The sequence below is a fragment of the Streptomyces sp. NPDC041200 genome (assembly GCF_055591805.1).
The window spans coordinates 54,790-70,818 of sequence record NZ_JBVIZF010000016.1; the positions used below are offsets into that span (position 1 = coordinate 54,790).

15 protein-coding genes are annotated in these 16,029 nt (G+C 72.0%); 10 read left to right on the forward strand and 5 right to left on the reverse strand.

Going from position 1 to position 16,029, the window contains the following annotated elements:
* Positions 1 to 75: 75 nt before the first annotated feature.
* Together ACZ6CL_RS28715 and afsR are read right to left on the reverse strand one after the other, a co-directional pair.
* Complete coding sequence (locus tag ACZ6CL_RS28715; RefSeq protein ID WP_468940576.1) at positions 76 to 354, reverse strand: hypothetical protein; 279 nt, start codon at positions 352 to 354, stop codon at positions 76 to 78.
* Between the two features lie 212 nt (positions 355 to 566).
* Entirely contained in the window at positions 567 to 3,500 is a 2,934-nt protein-coding gene (gene afsR, locus ACZ6CL_RS28720; RefSeq protein WP_468940579.1) for an SARP-family global regulator AfsR, read from the reverse strand.
* A gap of 272 nt (positions 3,501 to 3,772) precedes the next feature.
* Between afsR and ACZ6CL_RS28725 the strand changes: the two genes are divergently transcribed.
* Positions 3,773 to 4,999 (forward strand): amidohydrolase family protein, encoded by a 1,227-nt coding sequence (locus ACZ6CL_RS28725; protein ID WP_468940582.1) that lies wholly within the window; start codon positions 3,773 to 3,775, stop codon positions 4,997 to 4,999.
* 218 nt (positions 5,000 to 5,217) lie between these two features.
* Here the strand turns inward: ACZ6CL_RS28725 and ACZ6CL_RS28730 are convergent, their stop codons facing one another.
* Positions 5,218 to 6,204, reverse strand: a complete 987-nt coding sequence (locus tag ACZ6CL_RS28730) for an AraC family transcriptional regulator (RefSeq protein WP_468940583.1) — start codon at positions 6,202 to 6,204, stop codon at positions 5,218 to 5,220.
* Positions 6,205 to 6,393: 189 nt separating this feature from the next.
* Between ACZ6CL_RS28730 and ACZ6CL_RS28735 the strand changes: the two genes are divergently transcribed.
* From ACZ6CL_RS28735 to ACZ6CL_RS28760, 6 genes are all read left to right on the forward strand, one after another.
* The gene (locus tag ACZ6CL_RS28735) at positions 6,394 to 7,341 is read left to right on the forward strand and encodes an LLM class F420-dependent oxidoreductase (RefSeq protein ID WP_468940585.1); all 948 of its coding nucleotides are present in this window, start codon (positions 6,394 to 6,396) and stop codon (positions 7,339 to 7,341) included.
* Positions 7,342 to 7,351: 10 nt separating this feature from the next.
* Complete coding sequence (locus tag ACZ6CL_RS28740; protein WP_468940586.1) at positions 7,352 to 8,137, forward strand: SDR family NAD(P)-dependent oxidoreductase; 786 nt, start codon at positions 7,352 to 7,354, stop codon at positions 8,135 to 8,137.
* Positions 8,138 to 8,232: 95 nt separating this feature from the next.
* Complete coding sequence (locus ACZ6CL_RS28745; protein ID WP_468940588.1) at positions 8,233 to 9,351, forward strand: LLM class flavin-dependent oxidoreductase; 1,119 nt, start codon at positions 8,233 to 8,235, stop codon at positions 9,349 to 9,351.
* A gap of 27 nt (positions 9,352 to 9,378) precedes the next feature.
* Complete coding sequence (locus ACZ6CL_RS28750; RefSeq protein WP_468940591.1) at positions 9,379 to 11,121, forward strand: N-acyl-D-amino-acid deacylase family protein; 1,743 nt, start codon at positions 9,379 to 9,381, stop codon at positions 11,119 to 11,121.
* Entirely contained in the window at positions 11,114 to 11,881 is a 768-nt protein-coding gene (locus ACZ6CL_RS28755; protein ID WP_468940593.1) for an SDR family oxidoreductase, read from the forward strand. The genes ACZ6CL_RS28750 and ACZ6CL_RS28755 overlap by 8 nt, the downstream gene beginning before the upstream one ends.
* 121 nt (positions 11,882 to 12,002) lie before the next feature.
* Positions 12,003 to 12,626 (forward strand): hypothetical protein, encoded by a 624-nt coding sequence (locus tag ACZ6CL_RS28760; RefSeq protein ID WP_468940596.1) that lies wholly within the window; start codon positions 12,003 to 12,005, stop codon positions 12,624 to 12,626.
* Between the two features lie 76 nt (positions 12,627 to 12,702).
* Here the strand turns inward: ACZ6CL_RS28760 and ACZ6CL_RS28765 are convergent, their stop codons facing one another.
* Entirely contained in the window at positions 12,703 to 13,272 is a 570-nt protein-coding gene (locus tag ACZ6CL_RS28765; RefSeq protein WP_468940598.1) for a DUF4232 domain-containing protein, read from the reverse strand.
* A gap of 185 nt (positions 13,273 to 13,457) precedes the next feature.
* Between ACZ6CL_RS28765 and ACZ6CL_RS28770 the strand changes: the two genes are divergently transcribed.
* Complete coding sequence (locus ACZ6CL_RS28770) at positions 13,458 to 14,906, forward strand: helix-turn-helix domain-containing protein (protein WP_468940601.1); 1,449 nt, start codon at positions 13,458 to 13,460, stop codon at positions 14,904 to 14,906.
* 23 nt (positions 14,907 to 14,929) lie between these two features.
* Here ACZ6CL_RS28770 and ACZ6CL_RS28775 read toward each other — a convergent pair whose 3' ends face one another.
* On the reverse strand, positions 14,930 to 15,559 hold the full coding sequence (locus ACZ6CL_RS28775; RefSeq protein WP_468940603.1) for a mycothiol-dependent nitroreductase Rv2466c family protein: 630 nt from the start codon (positions 15,557 to 15,559) through the stop codon (positions 14,930 to 14,932).
* A gap of 102 nt (positions 15,560 to 15,661) precedes the next feature.
* Between ACZ6CL_RS28775 and ACZ6CL_RS28780 the strand changes: the two genes are divergently transcribed.
* Both ACZ6CL_RS28780 and ACZ6CL_RS28785 read left to right on the forward strand, forming a co-directional pair.
* A complete protein-coding gene (locus ACZ6CL_RS28780; RefSeq protein WP_468940742.1) occupies positions 15,662 to 15,838 on the forward strand; it encodes a hypothetical protein in 177 nt (58 codons plus the stop codon).
* Positions 15,839 to 15,905: 67 nt separating this feature from the next.
* Positions 15,906 to 16,028 carry a helix-turn-helix domain-containing protein gene (locus ACZ6CL_RS28785; protein ID WP_468940736.1) on the forward strand — a complete coding sequence of 41 codons (123 nt, stop codon included), beginning with the start codon at positions 15,906 to 15,908 and terminating at the stop codon, positions 16,026 to 16,028.
* Position 16,029: the final 1 nt, after the last annotated feature.

Below are 16,029 nucleotides of genomic sequence, written 5' to 3' on the forward strand. Positions count from 1 at the left end.
CGGTCACGATGGCCTCCCCTCCTGGCCATCGCGGCCGGTCCCGCCTTCCCGCCCCCCAACGGGATGTACCGCTCCCTACTGCTTGGCCCCGTCCGGGTAGCTGTCCTTCGGCGCGACCGGTGCCGGCGAGTCCGGGTAGCTGTCCTGTGCGGATGCGGGAGCCGGGGAGTCCGGGTAGCTGTCCTGCGCGACAGCGGACTTGGCGCTGTCCGGGTAGCTGTCCTGCGCGGCGGCGGACTTGATACCGTCGGGGTAACTGTCGTCCGTGCCGACAGGCGCGGCCGCGGCCGCGCTGTCGGGAAAGCTGTCCAGGGGCCGGTAGGCGTCGGAAGTGGGCTTGTTGTCCTGACTCATCAGGATCGACTCCTTCAGGGCAGTAGCTTGCAGGGCGATCGACATCCGCCCAGCGACTCCCCCGTGGGTCGCCGGACGGATGTCTCCAGAGCCACTCACCGTAATGGCGGGGCCTGACAATCGATCCGTCTGCCCCCCGCGGGGACGGACCGACTGATATAGAGAGTGCCGTCCGGCGATAAACGATTGATGAACGGTCAGTACTGGCTCTGCTACGCCGCTTCCGCGGGGGCCAGGAGGTTGCGAACCTCGTCCGCCTCGGCGGAGTTCAGCCGCTCGTAGATGACCAGCGCCTCGCGCCAGCAGGCCCGGGCTCGGTCCGTCTGACCGAGCCTGTCCAGAGACTTGCCCAGTACGGTCAGCACGTTGCCGCGGCGGGACTCTCCACCCACGAGACGGAGAGCGAGTGCCCGCTCGGCGTGTGTGGCCGCCTCGGCGGGACGGTGTGCGGCGAGGTGGACCTCGGCCAGCCTGGCGTGGGTGGAGCCTTCCCACAGTCGCTGCCGGTTCTCGCGGAACAATTCGAGGGCGCTGGTCAGCTGCTCCAGCGCCTCGGCATGCCGTCCGGCTTGGAGAAGGGCGAGCCCCAGCGCGAAACGGCCGTTCGCCACACGCAGTGCGAGCCCCAGGCTGTTGAGGATCTCGATGCCCTGCGTCGCGAGAGCGATGGCACTCTCGTACTGGCCCATGGCCGCGTGTGCCCGGGAGATGTTGCACAGGGCGCTGGCGATGCCGGGGCGGTTCTCATCGGTTCGGAAGGCGTCGAGCGCCTGACGGAAGAACCTCTCGGCGTCCTCGTACCGCTTCTGGTAGAGCGCGATGATGCCCCGCTCGTTGGGCGCCTCGCAGCCGGGCACCGGGTCTTCGGCCGCGAGCGCGAGGACCATGGCCTGCCGCGCCTCTTCGTCGGCCATCTCGTACCTGCTGGCCATCCAGTGCAGGTGCGTCAGGGTCATGCGCGCCCGGCCCTCGGAATGCAGGTCCCCCGCCTGCTGGGCGGCGTCACGCACCTCTTTGGCCGCCGCTTCGTACTGGCGCGAGTTGGCGCCTGACTCCCCCAGGTCCTTGGTGGCCAGCAGTAGGTCGGCCGCACGCCGGAGGGTGTCGCCGACGGCGGACTGCTGGATGCAGGAGAGCACGCAGTTCGCCTCGGCGAGCAGCCAGTCGACCGCCGCCTCCCGGCTCTGGAAGTCCAGCCCCGGGTACCGCGTCGGCTCCAGGTGGTCGACCAGCCGGTCCCCGGGGCGGGCCAGGGCGAAGACGCGGGCGGCGGAGGCCAGGTAGAAGTCCAGCAGCCGGGACAGCGCCGCGTCGCGCTCGGCGGGCGGCATCTCGTCCCGCTCCGCACAGGCGCGCGCGAAGAGCCGGACGAGGTCGTGGAAGCGGTAGCGGCCGGGGGAGGCGGACTCCAGGAGGCTGGTGTCGACCAGGCTCTCCAGCAGGTCCTCCGCGTCGTCGACGTCCATCTCCAGCACGGCCGCCGCCGCGGCGAGCGAGATGTCCGGGCCGTCGGCCAGGCCCAGCAGCCGGAAGGCGCGGGCCTGCTGCGGTTCGAGCTGGCCGTAGCCGAGTTCGAACGTGGCCTTGACCGCGAGGTCACCCGCGCGCAGCTCGTCCAGCCGCCGCCGCTCGTCGCCGAGCTTGCCCGCCAGGGCGGAGACGGTCCAGGTGCGGCGGGAGGCCAGCCGGGAGGCGGCGATACGGATGGCCAGCGGCAGGAAGCCGCAGGCCGCGACGACGTCCATGGCGGCGTCGCGCTCGGAGCCGACCCGCTCCTCGCCGACGATGCGGGTGAACAGGACGAGCGCCTCTTCGGGGCTCATCACATCGAGGTCGACCAGGTGGGCGCTCTCCAGGTCGACCATCCGGTGGCGGCTGGTGATCAGCGCCGCGCAGCCCGGGGTGCCGGGCAGCAGGGGGCGCACCTGGGCGGCGTCGCGGGCGTTGTCCAGCAGCGTCAGTACGCGGCGGCCGTCCAGGAGGGAGCGGAAGAGCGCGGCGCGCTCCTCGACGCCGTCCGGGATGGCGTTGTCGGCGGTGCCCAGGGCGCGCAGGAAGGAGCCCAGTACCGCGCCGGGGTCGGCGACCAGCGGGCCGGATCCCTGCAGGTCGACGTAGAGCTGGCCGTCCGGGAACTGGTGGCGCGCGGCGTGCGCGACGTGCACGGCCAGGGTGGTCTTGCCGACGCCGCCGATGCCCGCGACCGCTGACACGGCCATGACACGCCCTTCGGCGGTGGCGAGCTGGTCGCTCAGCTCCTTGATGAAGGGGGCCCGCCCGGTGAAGTCCGAGACCGTCGCGGGCAGCTGGGCGGGGCGCACGAAGCTCGCGCCGCCGCCGCTCGGCTCGTCGGCGGCGTGCGCGGCGACCGCCAGCTCCGCGTCGGCCTCCAGGATCCGCTGGTGCAGCGCGGACAGCTCGGGACGCGGGTCCACGCCCAGCTCGTCGGCGAGCAGCCGCCGGGTGTCGGCGTAGACGGCCAGCGCCTCCGCCTGCCGCCCGCTGCGGTACAGCGCCAGCATCAGCAGTTCCCGCAGCCGCTCGCGCAGCGGGTACGAGGCGGTCAGCGCGGTCAGTTCGGAGACCGCCTCGGAGTGGTGGCCCAGCTCCAGGTCCAGGTCGAGCCGGGTCTCGATCAGGGAGCGGTGCCACTCGTCGAGGCGGGTGCGCTGGGTCTCCGCGTACGGGCCCGGCACTCCGGCCAGCGGTTCGCCGTCCCACAGGTCGAGCACCTTGTTGAACAGCTCGCGCGCCCGGGTGCGGTCCCCGGAGTGCTGCGCCTTCTCCGCCTCGGCCGTCAGCTGCTCGGCCACGTCGGTGTCCAGGGCGCCCAGGCCGATCCGGATCGCGTAGCCGCCCGATTCGCTCACCAGGATCTCGGAGTCCGGCCCGAACGCCTTGCGCAGCCGCGAGGCGTACGTGCGCAGCGCGGCGATCGCCGCCTCCGGCGGCTCGGTGCCCCACAGGCCGTCGACCAGCTCGGGCGCGGTCGCGGTGCGCCCGCCGCGCAGCAGCAGCGCGGCGAGCAGCGCGCGCTGCTGCGGCGAACCGGTGCTGATCTGCTCGTCCCCCCGCCAGGCCCGGACGGGGCCCAGCACGGTGAAGTACAAGTGCTGTCCCGGCACTCGCTCCCTTTCGCCGTCCATGGTCTCCCCCTCGCCTGTCCCTTCCCCGTCGCACGGGTCAGTTTGCCTTGTCAACGCCTTCCGCGTCAGTAGGGCCCCCGCGTCCTCCACAACCCCGCCATAGTTGTCCGAAGTGCCCATGGTGCGTGGCGCGGTGTATGCGGTCCCACGGTGATTGCGGGGGCGCGGGAGGACGCGCGGCGAATCCGCGGGGAAGCCGCGACGAACCCGCCGTACGACAACTGCCATCCCAGTAACTGACACTCCGTCAGATCGGCGCTACCGTGAACGGCATGGAGAGCTTCCCGAAGATCATCTCGGTGGACGACCACACGGTTGAGCCCCCTCACGTCTGGCGGGACCGCCTCCCGTCGAAGTACCACGACATCGGTCCGCGCATCGTCCGGGCGCCGCTGAAGGAGATGACCTTCATCGGCGGCAAGTTCGCCCCGAAGATGGGCGCCCCCGGCGACGACGGGCCGATCGCCGACTGGTGGGTGTACGAGGATCTGCACCGCCCGCTGACCCGGCTCGACACCGCCGTCGGCTACGCCCGCGACGAGGTCCGGCTCGAGGCCATCACGTACGAGCAGATGCGGCCCGGCTCCTACGCGGTGCCCGACCGGCTGGCCGACATGGACGTCAACCACGTCCAGTCCGCGCTCTGCTTCCCGACCTTCCCCCGCTTCTGCGGGCAGACCTTCACCGAGGCGTCCGACCACGAGCTGGGGCTGCTCGGGGTGCGCGCGTACAACGACTGGATGGTGGAGGAGTGGTGCGGCCCCGAGGCGCGCGGCCGCCTCATACCGCTGATCATCATCCCGCTGTGGGACGCGGAGCTGGCCGCCGCCGAGGTGCGGCGCAACGCCGCGCGCGGGGTGCGCGCCGTCTGCTTCTCGGAGATCCCGCCGAACCTCGGGCTCCCCTCCATCCACACCGACGCCTGGGACCCCTTCTTCGCGGCGTGCGACGAGACCGGCACGGTCATCGCCATGCACATCGGCTCGTCGTCGAGGATGCCCTCCACCTCCGCCGACGCGCCCCCGGCCGTCGGTTCCACCATCACCTTCGCCAACTGCTGCTTCTCGATGGTCGACTGGCTGATGAGCGGCACGTTCGAGCGCTTCCCCCGCCTCAAGATCATGTACGCGGAGGGCCAGATCGGCTGGATCCCGTACATCCTGGAGCGCGCCGACGTGGTCTGGGAGGAGAACCGCGGCTGGGGCGGCGTCGCCGACAAGGTGCTGCGCCCGCCGTCCGAGCTGTTCGCCGAGCACGTCTACGGCTGCTTCTTCGACGACGCGTTCGGGCTGCGGAACCTCGACGCGATCGGGGTGGGCAACGTCCTGTACGAGACGGACTACCCGCACTCCGACTCGACCTGGCCGAAGTCCCGCGAGGTCGGCGAGGCGCAGATGGGGCACCTGGCGCCGGACGTGGTGGAGCGGATCGTCCGGGGCAACGCGATCGAGCTGCTGGGGCTCACCGCCGAGGGGCTCTGGCCCGGACCGGGGGCCTGAGCCCCGGGCCCCGACCGGCCGGGCGGTTCGCTCAGGGCGGCGGTTCGCTCAGGGCGGCGGTTCATCAGGACGGCGGTTCACTCAGGACCAAGGAAGTGGTCACTGTCGGTCAATGACACCCGCGCGGCGCTCCGGCACGCTGGAGGTCGCGGCGTTGCCCCCGTTCAGCGGGGCGCGGGCCAGGGCTGGTCCGCGGGCGCTGTCCCGTGTGCCGGACGTTACGGGGGTGCGTCCGGCACACGGGACCTGAGCGCCAGCTGCCGGTAGTCGCTCGGCGGCATGCCGTACGCGGCGCGGAAGGCGCGGCTGAAGACGGCGGCGTGGGCGAAGCCCTGGCGGGCGGCGATCTCGTGGAGCGGGGCGGTGGACAGCCCGGGGTCGTCGAGGTCCCGCAGGGCGCGCTCCAGGCGCTGCTGCCGGATCCACCGGGAGACGGTGGTGTCCTGGGACCGGAAGATCCGGTGCAGATAGCTGACGGAGATGTGGTGCGCGGCGGCGACGGCGGCCGGGGTCAGCTCCGGGTCGTGCAGATTCCGCTGGATGAAGTTCTGCACCCGCAGGGTCAGGGTCTGCCGGTGGGTCTCGGGCGGCAGGGCGCCCTCGGCCTCGACGACGTGGGCGAGCAGGCTGGCCGCGAGGTCGATCAGCACGGTCCCCAGGCGCGGGCCGTCGGTGGGGCGGTACGCGCCGTTGCCCGAGGCCAGCCGGGTGAGGAACCCGGCCAGCAGGGCGCCGATCCCCTCGTGCCCGGGGATGGGGTGGGCGAGCAGCGGGTCGATCCGGTCGGAGGGGAGGGGGATCAGCGCCTTCGGTATCTCCAGGCCCACACCGATCGGGGAGTCGCCGTACGCCACGCACTCGTAGGGCCGTGAGGTGTCGACGATGTACAGGCCGCCCTGGCCGTACGCGGTCTCCTGGCGGGCCTGGGAGACCTGGAGGCTCCCCCGCTGGAGGAACGAGAAGTGGTACAGCTCGGGATCCGACTGCCGGATGAGCTTCGGCGTCCGCCGGAAGCGCATCGGGTGGAACTTCGTGGGCCACACATGGGCGGCGCCCAGTTCGAGGACGCGTGCCTCTCCCTGGAAGTCACCGGTGTGGTCACTGCTCATCTCCATCGGCGCGATCAGGTTCGTCATCTGCTCGCGCCAGTAGTCGAACCGGTCCGACTGGGGGATGTCGTCGCACCGGAACACCGTCTCGATCATTTTTGCCCTCGTGCGGGGGAAGGACGAGCGCGGCCCTCGGGGGCCTTGGGGGATGCCCGGGGTTCGCGTCACTCGTACGCTAACACCGGGCCTTGTCTGATGGACCGTCAGGTATGACGATGGCCGTCCACCGCGGTCCACCCGTGAGCCGCGGTGGTCCACCGCGGTCCACCGACAAGGAGGCCCGGCATGCGCGTCCTGCCCCGGGGCCGGTTGAGCTACGGCATGCAGCTGCCGATCCAGTCACAGAGCACCCTCTACGCCGAGCCGTGGGAGGCGGCCGCCGGTCCGGCCGACCTCGTGGCCATCGCCCGCGCCGCCGACCGGTCCGGCTTCGCCTATGTCGCCGTCTGCGACCACGTCGCGATCCCGCGGCGGCTGGCCGGCGCCATGGGCACCGTCTGGTACGACCCGGTCGCCACCCTCGGCTATCTGGCCGCCGCCACCGAGCGGGTGCGGCTGCTCAGTCATGTCGCCGTCGCCGCGCTCCGGCACCCCCTGCTCACCGCCAAGCAGTACGCGACGCTCGACCACCTCTCCGGCGGGCGGCTGATCCTCGGGGTCGGCGCCGGGCACGTACGGGAGGAGTTCGACGCGCTCGGCGTCGACTTCGACGCGCGCGGGCCGCTGCTCGACGAGACGGTCGACGCGCTGAAGGCCGCGCTGGGGCCACAGGAGTTCGCCGACTTCCACGGTGAGCACTTCGCGTACCGGGACCTCGGTCAGGCTCCGCGCCCCGCCCAGACGCCGCGCCCCCCGCTGTGGGTGGGCGGCTCGTCGCCCGCCGCGCTGCGCCGGGCCGCGGTACGCGGCGACGGCTGGCTGCCGCAGGGCGATCCGCGCGACCGGCTCCCCGCCCAGATCGCCCGGCTGCGCGCGCTGCGCGAGGCGGCGGGCGTCGAGGAGCCCGCCGAGATCGGCGCCATCGCCGAGCCGCTGTACGTGGGCGACCCGTCCTGGCGCGTGGGGCGGCGCACGCTCACCGGGAAGCCGGAGCGACTGGCCGAGTCCCTGCGCGCGTACGAGGCCATGGGTGTGGACCAGATCCAGGTGCGGTTCCGCAGCCGTGACCGCGCCGAACTGACCGACCAGATGGCGGCCTTCGCGGCCGGTGTCGCTCCCCATCTCAATCCTTGAGGAGATCGCCATGGGCAAGCTGGACGGACGTGTCGTGATCGTCACGGGCGCGGCGCGCGGGCAGGGCGAGCAGGAGGCGCGGCTGTTCGCCGCCGAGGGCGCGAAGGTGGTGCTCGCGGACGTCCTCGACGACCAGGGCGGGGCCGTCGCCAAGGAGCTGGGGGAGGAGTCCGCCGCTTACGTCCATCTGGACGTGAGCCGCGAGGACGACTGGGCGGCCGCCGTGGCGTTCTCGAAAGAGACCTTCGGCAGGGTGGACGGGCTGGTCAACAACGCGGGCATCCTCCGCTTCAACGAGCTGACCAGCACACCGCTGGAGGAGTACCTGGCGGTCGTCCAGGTCAACCAGGTCGGCGCGTTCCTCGGCATGCGCGCCGTCGCGCCCGAGCTGGCGGCGGCGGGCGGCGGCACGATCGTCAACACCGCCTCGTACGTCGCCCTCTCCGGCATGGCCCTGCTGACCTCGTACGCCGCCACCAAGGCGGCCATCGTCGGGATGACCCGGGTGGCCGCGATGGAGCTGGCGGGCCAGGGGATCCGGGTCAACGCGGTGTGCCCCGGCGCGATCGACACGCCCATGAGCAACCCCGCTCGGCTCGACCCCGGGGCCGACCTCTCCGAGGCGTCGGACGCGGTGAACGGTCTCTACCGCAAGCTGATCCCGCTGGGCCGTATCGGCCGCCCCGAGGAGGTCGCCCGGCTGGCGCTCTTCCTCACCTCGGACGACTCGTCGTACATCACCGGCCAGCCGCTCGTCGCCGACGGCGGCTGGCTGAGCGGCGTCTCGGTCTTCTGAAGCCTGGGCCTTGACGGTCCACCCTCCCGGTGCCATGGTTCGGAATCAAATCTGACGGTACGTCAGATTGCTTGTGACTGGAGGCGGTGACCCCCTTGGAATTCGGACTGTTCGTACAGGGATACGTGCCGGAGCGCCGACGCCGCACCGACCCCGAGGCCGAGCACCACGCCCTCATCGAGGAGACCGAGTACGTCATCCAGGCCGACCGGTCCGGCTTCAAATACGCGTGGGCCTCCGAGCACCACTTCCTGGAGGAGTACTCCCACCTCTCCGCGAACGACGTCTTCCTCGGCTACCTCGCCCACGCCACCGAGCGCATCCACCTCGGCTCCGGCATCTTCAACCCCCTCCCGCAGGTCAACCACCCCGTCAAGGTCGCCGAGAAGGTCGCCATGCTCGACCACCTCTCCGGCGGCCGGTTCGAGTTCGGGTCGGGGCGCGGGGCGGGCAGCCACGAGATCCTGGGGTTCATCCCGGGCGTCACCGACATGAACCACACCAAGGAGATCTGGGAAGAGACCATCGGCGAGTTCGCCAAGATGTGGCTGCGGGACGAGTACCCGGGCTTCCAGGGTAAGCACTGGTCGCTCCCGCCCCGCAAGGTGCTGCCCAAGCCGTACGGCACCGGCCACCCGGCCATGTGGTACGCGGCCGGGTCCCCGTCCTCGTACGCGATGGCGGGCGCCAAGGGCCTCGGCGTCCTCGGCTTCTCCGTCCAGAAGGTCTCCGACATGGAGTGGGTCCTCGACTCCTACAAGAACGCCGTCAAGGACGCGGAGCCGGTCGGTGGCTTCGTCAACGACAACGTCATGGTGACCTCGACCGCGATCTGCGCCGAGACCCACGCCAAGGCGGTCGAGATCGCGCTCGGCGGCGGTCTCAACTACCTGCAGTCGCTCCTCTTCCGCTACCACGACACCTTCCCCCGCCCGGAGGGCATCCCGGAGTGGCCCGAACTCCTCCCCGACTACACCGAGGAGATCATCGAACTGCTCATCGCCGAGGAGCTGATGATCTGCGGCGACCCGGACGAGGTCTTCCGGCAGTGCAAGCGGTGGGAACAGGCCGGGGCCGACCAGCTCTCCTTCGGGCTGCCGATCGGCATCGGCTACGAGGACACCCTGAACACCATCAAGCTCATCGGCGAGCACGTCATCCCGAAGATCGACACCGATCCGGTGCACCGCACGACCCGCTTCCGCCAGGCGTGAACGCAGCAGCGAGAAGGGACCCCACCCGTGCTCGACCACCTCATCAAGGGCGCGACCGTCGTGGACGGCACGGGCGCCCCCTCGTACACCGCCGACGTCGGCCTGCGGGACGGACGGATCGCGGCCATCGCCGAGCCGGGCACGGTGGGCGAACAGGCCCGCACCAGCGAGGACGCCACCGGTCTCGTCCTCGCCCCCGGCTTCGTCGACCCGCACACCCACTACGACGCGCAGCTCTTCTGGGACCCGTACGCCACCCCCTCCATGAACCACGGCGTCACCACCATCGCGGGCGGCAACTGCGGCTTCACCCTCGCCCCGCTCAACCCCGACCGCCCCGCCGACGCCGACTACACGCGCCGCATGATGAGCCGCGTCGAGGGCATGTCGCTCGTCGCCCTGGAGGAGGGCGCGCCCTGGAACTGGCACAGCTTCGGCGAATACCTCGACGCCCTGGAGGGGCGCATCGCCGTCAACGCGGGCTTCATGGTGGGGCACTGCGCGCTGCGCCGCCATGTCATGGGACCGGACGCGATCGGCGGCCGCCCCACCCCCGCCCAGCTGGAGCGGATGGTGCGGCTCCTGCACGAGGCGATGGACGCGGGCGCGTGGGGGCTGTCCACCACCCAGTCCTCCACCCACGCCGACGGGGACGGCCGGCCGGTCGCCTCCCGGCACGCGGGGCCCGACGAACTCCTCGCCCTCTCCCGGGCCGTCGGCGAGCACGAGGGCACCCAGATCGAGGCCATCGTGGCGGGCTGCCTCGACCGGTTCGCGGACGAGGAGATCGACCTGCTGGTGGAGATGAGCGCCGCCGCCGGGCGCCCCCTCAACTGGAACGTCCTGACCATCGACGCCGCCGTGCCGGAGCGCGTCCCGCGCCAGCTGGAGGCCAGCGAACGGGCCCGTAAGGCGGGGGCCCGCATCGTCGCCCTCACCATGCCGATCCTGACGCCCATGAACATGTCGCTCGGCACGTTCTGCGCGCTGAACCTCATCCCCGGCTGGGGCGACATCCTGGGTCTGCCGATCCCGCGGCGCATCGCGAAGCTCCGCGACGGCGCCGTGCGTTCGGAGATGCTGCGCCGTGCGACCAGCCCCGAGGCCGGGGTCTTCCGCCGCCTCGCCGACTTCGAGCGGTACGTCATCGGCGATACGTACAGCGAGGCCAACGCCGGACTCACCGGCCGCGTCGTCCGCGACATCGCCGCCGAGCGCGGCCAGGACGCCTTCCACACCCTGGTGGAGATCTGCGCGGCGGACGAGATGCGTACGGTCCTGTGGCCGATGCCGACCGACAACGACCCGGCCAGCTGGGAGCTCCGGCGGCGGACCTGGGAACACGAGGACGTCATGCTGGGCGGCTCCGACGCGGGCGCCCATCTGGACCGCATGTGCGGAGCCCCGTACACCACGCGCTTCATCGGCGACTGTCTGCGCGGCCGGAAGCTGGTCCCCCTGGAGCGGGCCGTCCGGATGCTCACCGACGACCCGGCCCGGCTGTTCGGCCTGCGCGACCGGGGCCGTGTCACCGAGGGCTACCACGCCGACCTCGTCCTCTTCGACCCCGAACGGATCGACGCGGGGCAGGCGAAGCTCGTCCACGACCTCCCCGGCGACAGCCCCCGCCTGGACTCCCGGGCTGCGGGCGTGGTGAGCGTCCGGGTCGGCGGCGTCGAGACGATCCGCGACGACGAGATCACCGGCGCGATCCCGGGCAAGGTGCTGCGCTCCGGCCGCGACACCCACAGCGTCTCGACGCGTGGCTGAGGCGGTGCGGCGCGCCGCCCTGGTCACGGGCGCCTCGCGCGGCATCGGCCTGGCCGTGGCGGCGGCGCTGGCGGCGGACGGGGTGGCGGTGTGCCTGACGGCGCGGGACGCCGACGGCCTCACCGAGGCCGTCCGCGCCCTGGGCCCGCACGCGATCGCCTGCCAGGGCGACGTGGCGGACGCGTCACACGTCGAGGCGGCCGTGGCGGGTACGGTCGCCGCCTTCGGCCGCCTCGACATCCTCGTCAACAACGCCGCCACCAACGCCCCGCTCGGCCCGCTGATCGACGCCGACCCGCTCGCCTGGCGCCGGGCCTTCACGGTCAACGTGGAGGCCCCGCTGCGGCTGACCCAGGCCGCCTGGCGCGCCTGGATGCGCGACCACGGCGGCGCGGTCGTCAACATCTGCACCGAGGGCACCCACGGCGTGGGGCCGGGCGTCGGTGCCTACGGCGCCAGCAAGACCGCCCTCCTGCGCCTCACCCGCCAGCTCGCCGCCGAACTCGCTCCGGGCGTCCGCGTCAACGCGGTCTCCCCGGGGCTGATCCGCACCGAGATGGCCCGCTTCGTCTGGGAGCCCGACGAACCGTCCATCGCCGCCGCCCTCCCCCTGGCCCGCATCGGCGAACCGGAGGACGTGGCCCGCGCCGTCCGCTGGCTGGTCTCCGACGAGGCGTCCTGGATCACCGGCACGGACCTCGTGGTGGACGGCGGCCGCCGCGTCCGGGCGGCCTATCGCGGGAGAACTCAGGCCCCGTAAAAGTCATATTAGGCTAATCGGATGGTTCATCACATAAGAGTATGGATCATGGTGGAAAGGAGTTCAAGACACATAACGCTTTCCGGGCGATCGACCCGGTTCACGTCCAAAGGAGTACTGCATGCGTCCTCAAAGCAGGGCCGTATCGCCGCGGGTGCGATGTTCATGGCGGCCCACACGGCTGACGCTCGGCGGCCTCACCTCACTGGCCGCCGTCTCGCTGGTAGGCGTACTGGGTGCTCTGCCCGCCGAGGCGCAAGGCCTCGACGCGGACTCGCTCCCGGCCTCGACCGTCATGTCCACGGACCTGCCCACCGCCTTGGACGACCCCGACCCCGACCCGGTCACCGACCTCGGCGGACACGGTAAGCCGAAGCCCCCGCGGCCGGGGGCCAACGGGTGCTTCGACATCGACACCGTCCGTCAGGAAGCGGCCGGCGGCGGGGCCTTCTACGCGGCCGTCAGTTTCGGCATCCCCTATGTCGGAGACGAGTCCGGTCCCCTCGGGGACATCGACTGGGACGACCTCTCCGACGAGAGCGGAGCGGTACCCGTCGGTGCCTGCGCCGCGTCCATCGACGTCGGCCCCGGCGGCGGCACCGGCAGTGACATCTTCATCGACGTCATCACCACGTCAGGGACCGTGCACAGCATCACCTGCGACCGCACCGGGCCGGTGATCACGTCCTGCGGCACCTGGGTCCAGCGCGCGACCCCGACGCCCGGAGACACGCTGACGCCGTAACGCGTGCTCGCGCTCTCGGACGAGCGACGCGGGGCAGCCGGCACGGTCCGGCTGCCCCGCGTCGTGATCATGGGTGTCACCACATGATGGCGTCGTCCAGCTCCTGCTGCCAGTACGTGACCTCGATGGAGTCGTCGACGTAGACGCCCTTGGCGGGCAGCGACGGGTGGGCGGCCGAGGAGAGGCTCTCACCGGCGCGGTCCTGGAAGTAGACGGTGAGGGACTTCTCGGTGGAGCCGTTCGAGCCGCTGCCGTCGGCGGCCGCCAGGTTCACGGAGGCGTAGCCGGACTCCTTCGGCGCGAGCGTGACGACGGCCTGCGGCTTCGAGTCCTCGATGACCGGCGGCACCGACTGGGCCTCGCCGAACTGGACGGCCGGGTAGCCATAGAGGTAGCAGGGCGAGCTACCGGTGTTGGTGACCGTGAGCAGCATGTGATTGATGGGGCGGGCCAGGGGAGCCGCGGTCGTCTTGGTGTTGGAGCCCTGGCAGGTGACGGCTGCCTTGGCCTTCGCCGCCCCCGCGGCCCGCGCGCCCTCGGCGTGGGCGGTCGCCGTGTTGCTGTACGCGGTCAGGGACAGCGCGGCGACCGCGACGGTCGCGGCGGCCGTCAGGAGACGCGTGCGGGAGGTGCGGATGCTCGACATGTGGGTGAGCCCTTTCGGCGGTGCGGTGCGTGTGGTGCTTGGATGACCGGAGCTTGTGGGGTGATCCGTCCCAGCCGCAACGAAATCCGGGCAGTTGGGGACAGTGGAACGCGAAAACGGGCTGTGACCAGGGGGAACGTCAGGGGCTTGGGACGCGGGAATGGGACGCGCCGGGCCGCACAGGGATGGGGAGGGAACGGGTGTCAGGGGCAACAGGGGCCACGGGGACGGACGCCGAGGCGTTCGCGGAGCTGCTGCGGGGGCTCAAGGAACGCTCGGGTCTGAGCTACGGGGCGCTCGCCAAGCGGTTACACATGAGCACGTCCACGCTGCATCGTTACTGCAACGGCAGCGCGGTACCGCCCGATTACGCACCGGCCGAACGGATCGCCCGGGTGTGCCGGGCAACGCCCGAGGAACTGGTCGAGCTGCACCGGCGGTGGATTCTGGCGGACGCCGCGCGGAGGCGTAAGAGCGCGGGGCCCGATGAACCGGCGCCCGCCGCCGCCCCGGACGACAGCCCGCCCGAGCCGTCGTCCGGGGACGGCGAACGCGCCGAACCCGCCGCAGGCGATGCATCCGCCGAACGCGCCGAACCTGCCGAACCCGCCGCAGGCGATGAGCCCGCCGCACGCGCCGAACCCGGCGGAAGCGAACCGGTGAGCGATGACCCGGTCGTCGGCGACACCGCCCCGCCCGCCCCCGTGCGGCTCGGTCGGCGCCGCGCCGCGCTCATCGCCTCCGTCGCGACGGCCGCCGTGCTGGGAGCCCTCGTACTGGCCGTGAATCCGCCGTTCTCCGGGGACGACGGCGAAGACCGGAGGGCCGGTGATGTCAGCGTCCCGACCACCGCACCCGAAACCACCGACCGGGCGAACGAAAAGCGCCCGTCCGCGTCGGCCTCCTCACCCTCCTCCTCAGCCCCGTCCCGGAGCGGGAAGCCCGGCGAACCCACCGCCCCGGCGTCGAAGCCCGCCGCCCCCGGCGACGGGGACGCCCGCTCCGGTGGGGGCGGGGGCGCCGCCGAGCGCACCGGCGGCGTACCGCTCAACGTCGCCATCCGCCCGTACACCTACGAGAGCCCGTGCAGCCAGACCTTCCTCGTCAACGCCGAGCCCGAACAGGTCGGCCCGCCCGTCCCTGAGCAGGACGCCCCCCGCTGGGCGGCCGCGAACGACGCGGTCTCCTCGGGCCAGCAGCGCGTCGCGCTCACCGTGCAGGGCACCGGGAAGGACACCGTCGTCCTGGAGGCGCTGCACATACGCGTCGTCGCGAAGGGCGCCCCGCTGGCCTGGAACGACTACTCGATGGGCGTCGGCTGCGGTGGCGGCGTCGGCACCAAGTCGTTCGACGTCGACCTCGACAACGGCAGCCCCACCGTCACCGTCAAGAACGGCCAGCGCGACTTCCCGTACAAGGTCAGCGAGTCCGACCCGGAGGTCTTCTACGTCACCGCCCGCACCACGGCGCACGACGTCCGCTGGGACCTCGCCCTGAAATGGTCCAGCGGCACCCGCCACGGCACCGTGCACATCGACAACAACGGCACCCCCTTCCGCACCAGCGCCAACACCGGCCGCCCCGGCTACGACTACCCGCTGGGCGGCACCGAGTGGATCACGCGGGCGGGGTGACCACGCGGTGGACGGCGGCCGCCTCACGGCCGCACGGCCCAGCCGCTCACGTCGGGGGACGGGGCGGCCGGTGCGCCCTTGAGTTCGTGGAAACCAGGGGCGCCCGCGACCAGCAAGGTGGCGTCCCAGAGCCGACCGGCGTCCTCGCCGCGGGGGACCTGGGACATCACCGGTCCGAAGAAGGCGATCCCCGGGGCTGGGACGGCGACGGTCGGCGTGCCGACATGAGGCCCGAGGAGAGCGACGCCCTCGGCGTGCGAGGCGCGCACCGCGTCGTCCAGGTCGCTACGGGACCCGGCCTCGGCAAGCTCCGGAGGCAGCCCGGCGTGGGCCAGCGCCACCCGGGGATCATTGATCCACTGCCGGGCGCCGCCGCCGCGATCGGCCCAGAGACCGGCGTAGAACGCGCCCAGCGCTTCCTGACCGTACTGCCGCAGTACGGCGGCGCAGATGCGTACGGGCATCCACAGGTAGCCCTCGGGATCACCCTCAGGATCGTCATCGCGCCCCTCGTTGAGCACCGCCAAGCTCATGACGCGCCACCGCACGTCCAGGGGCCGGACCCTGGCCGCCTCCACCACCCACCGCGAGGTGAGCCAGCTGTAGGGGCAGGCGGGGTCGAACCAGAAGTCCACGGTCACTGGCGTCGTCATGGCCTACTCCTCTTCCGGCGCTCCGGCGCCACTGTACGGAGGCGAAGGAAGTCCGGACGCGAAGCGATGGTGATTCCGGGGTTCCGGCATCACTCTGAGGCCATGACGGAACATCAGCATGCGGACACCCCAAGCGGCGCGCCGGCCTTCGGCGACGGGACGGTCGCCCCGGTGACCGGTGCGGCGCACGGACTGGGCCCAGAGGTCGCCAGGCAGCTCGCTCGGCGCGGTATCGACGTCCTGGTCGGAGCGCGGGACCCGGCCGGACCGAGGCGGTGACGGGCGCCGGCCTGGACACGGCCGCGAGGGTGTTGCGGGTGGACCTCTTCGGCCCTGGCGCACGACGATCAGCGCGCTCGCCGCGCGACTCGGCTACGCCTCGCCGAACTCGTTCAGCACCGCGTTCCGGCGGACCATCGGCATGCCGCCCTCGGCCTACCGGCGAGCGCGCACCACGCCAACTCCGTGAG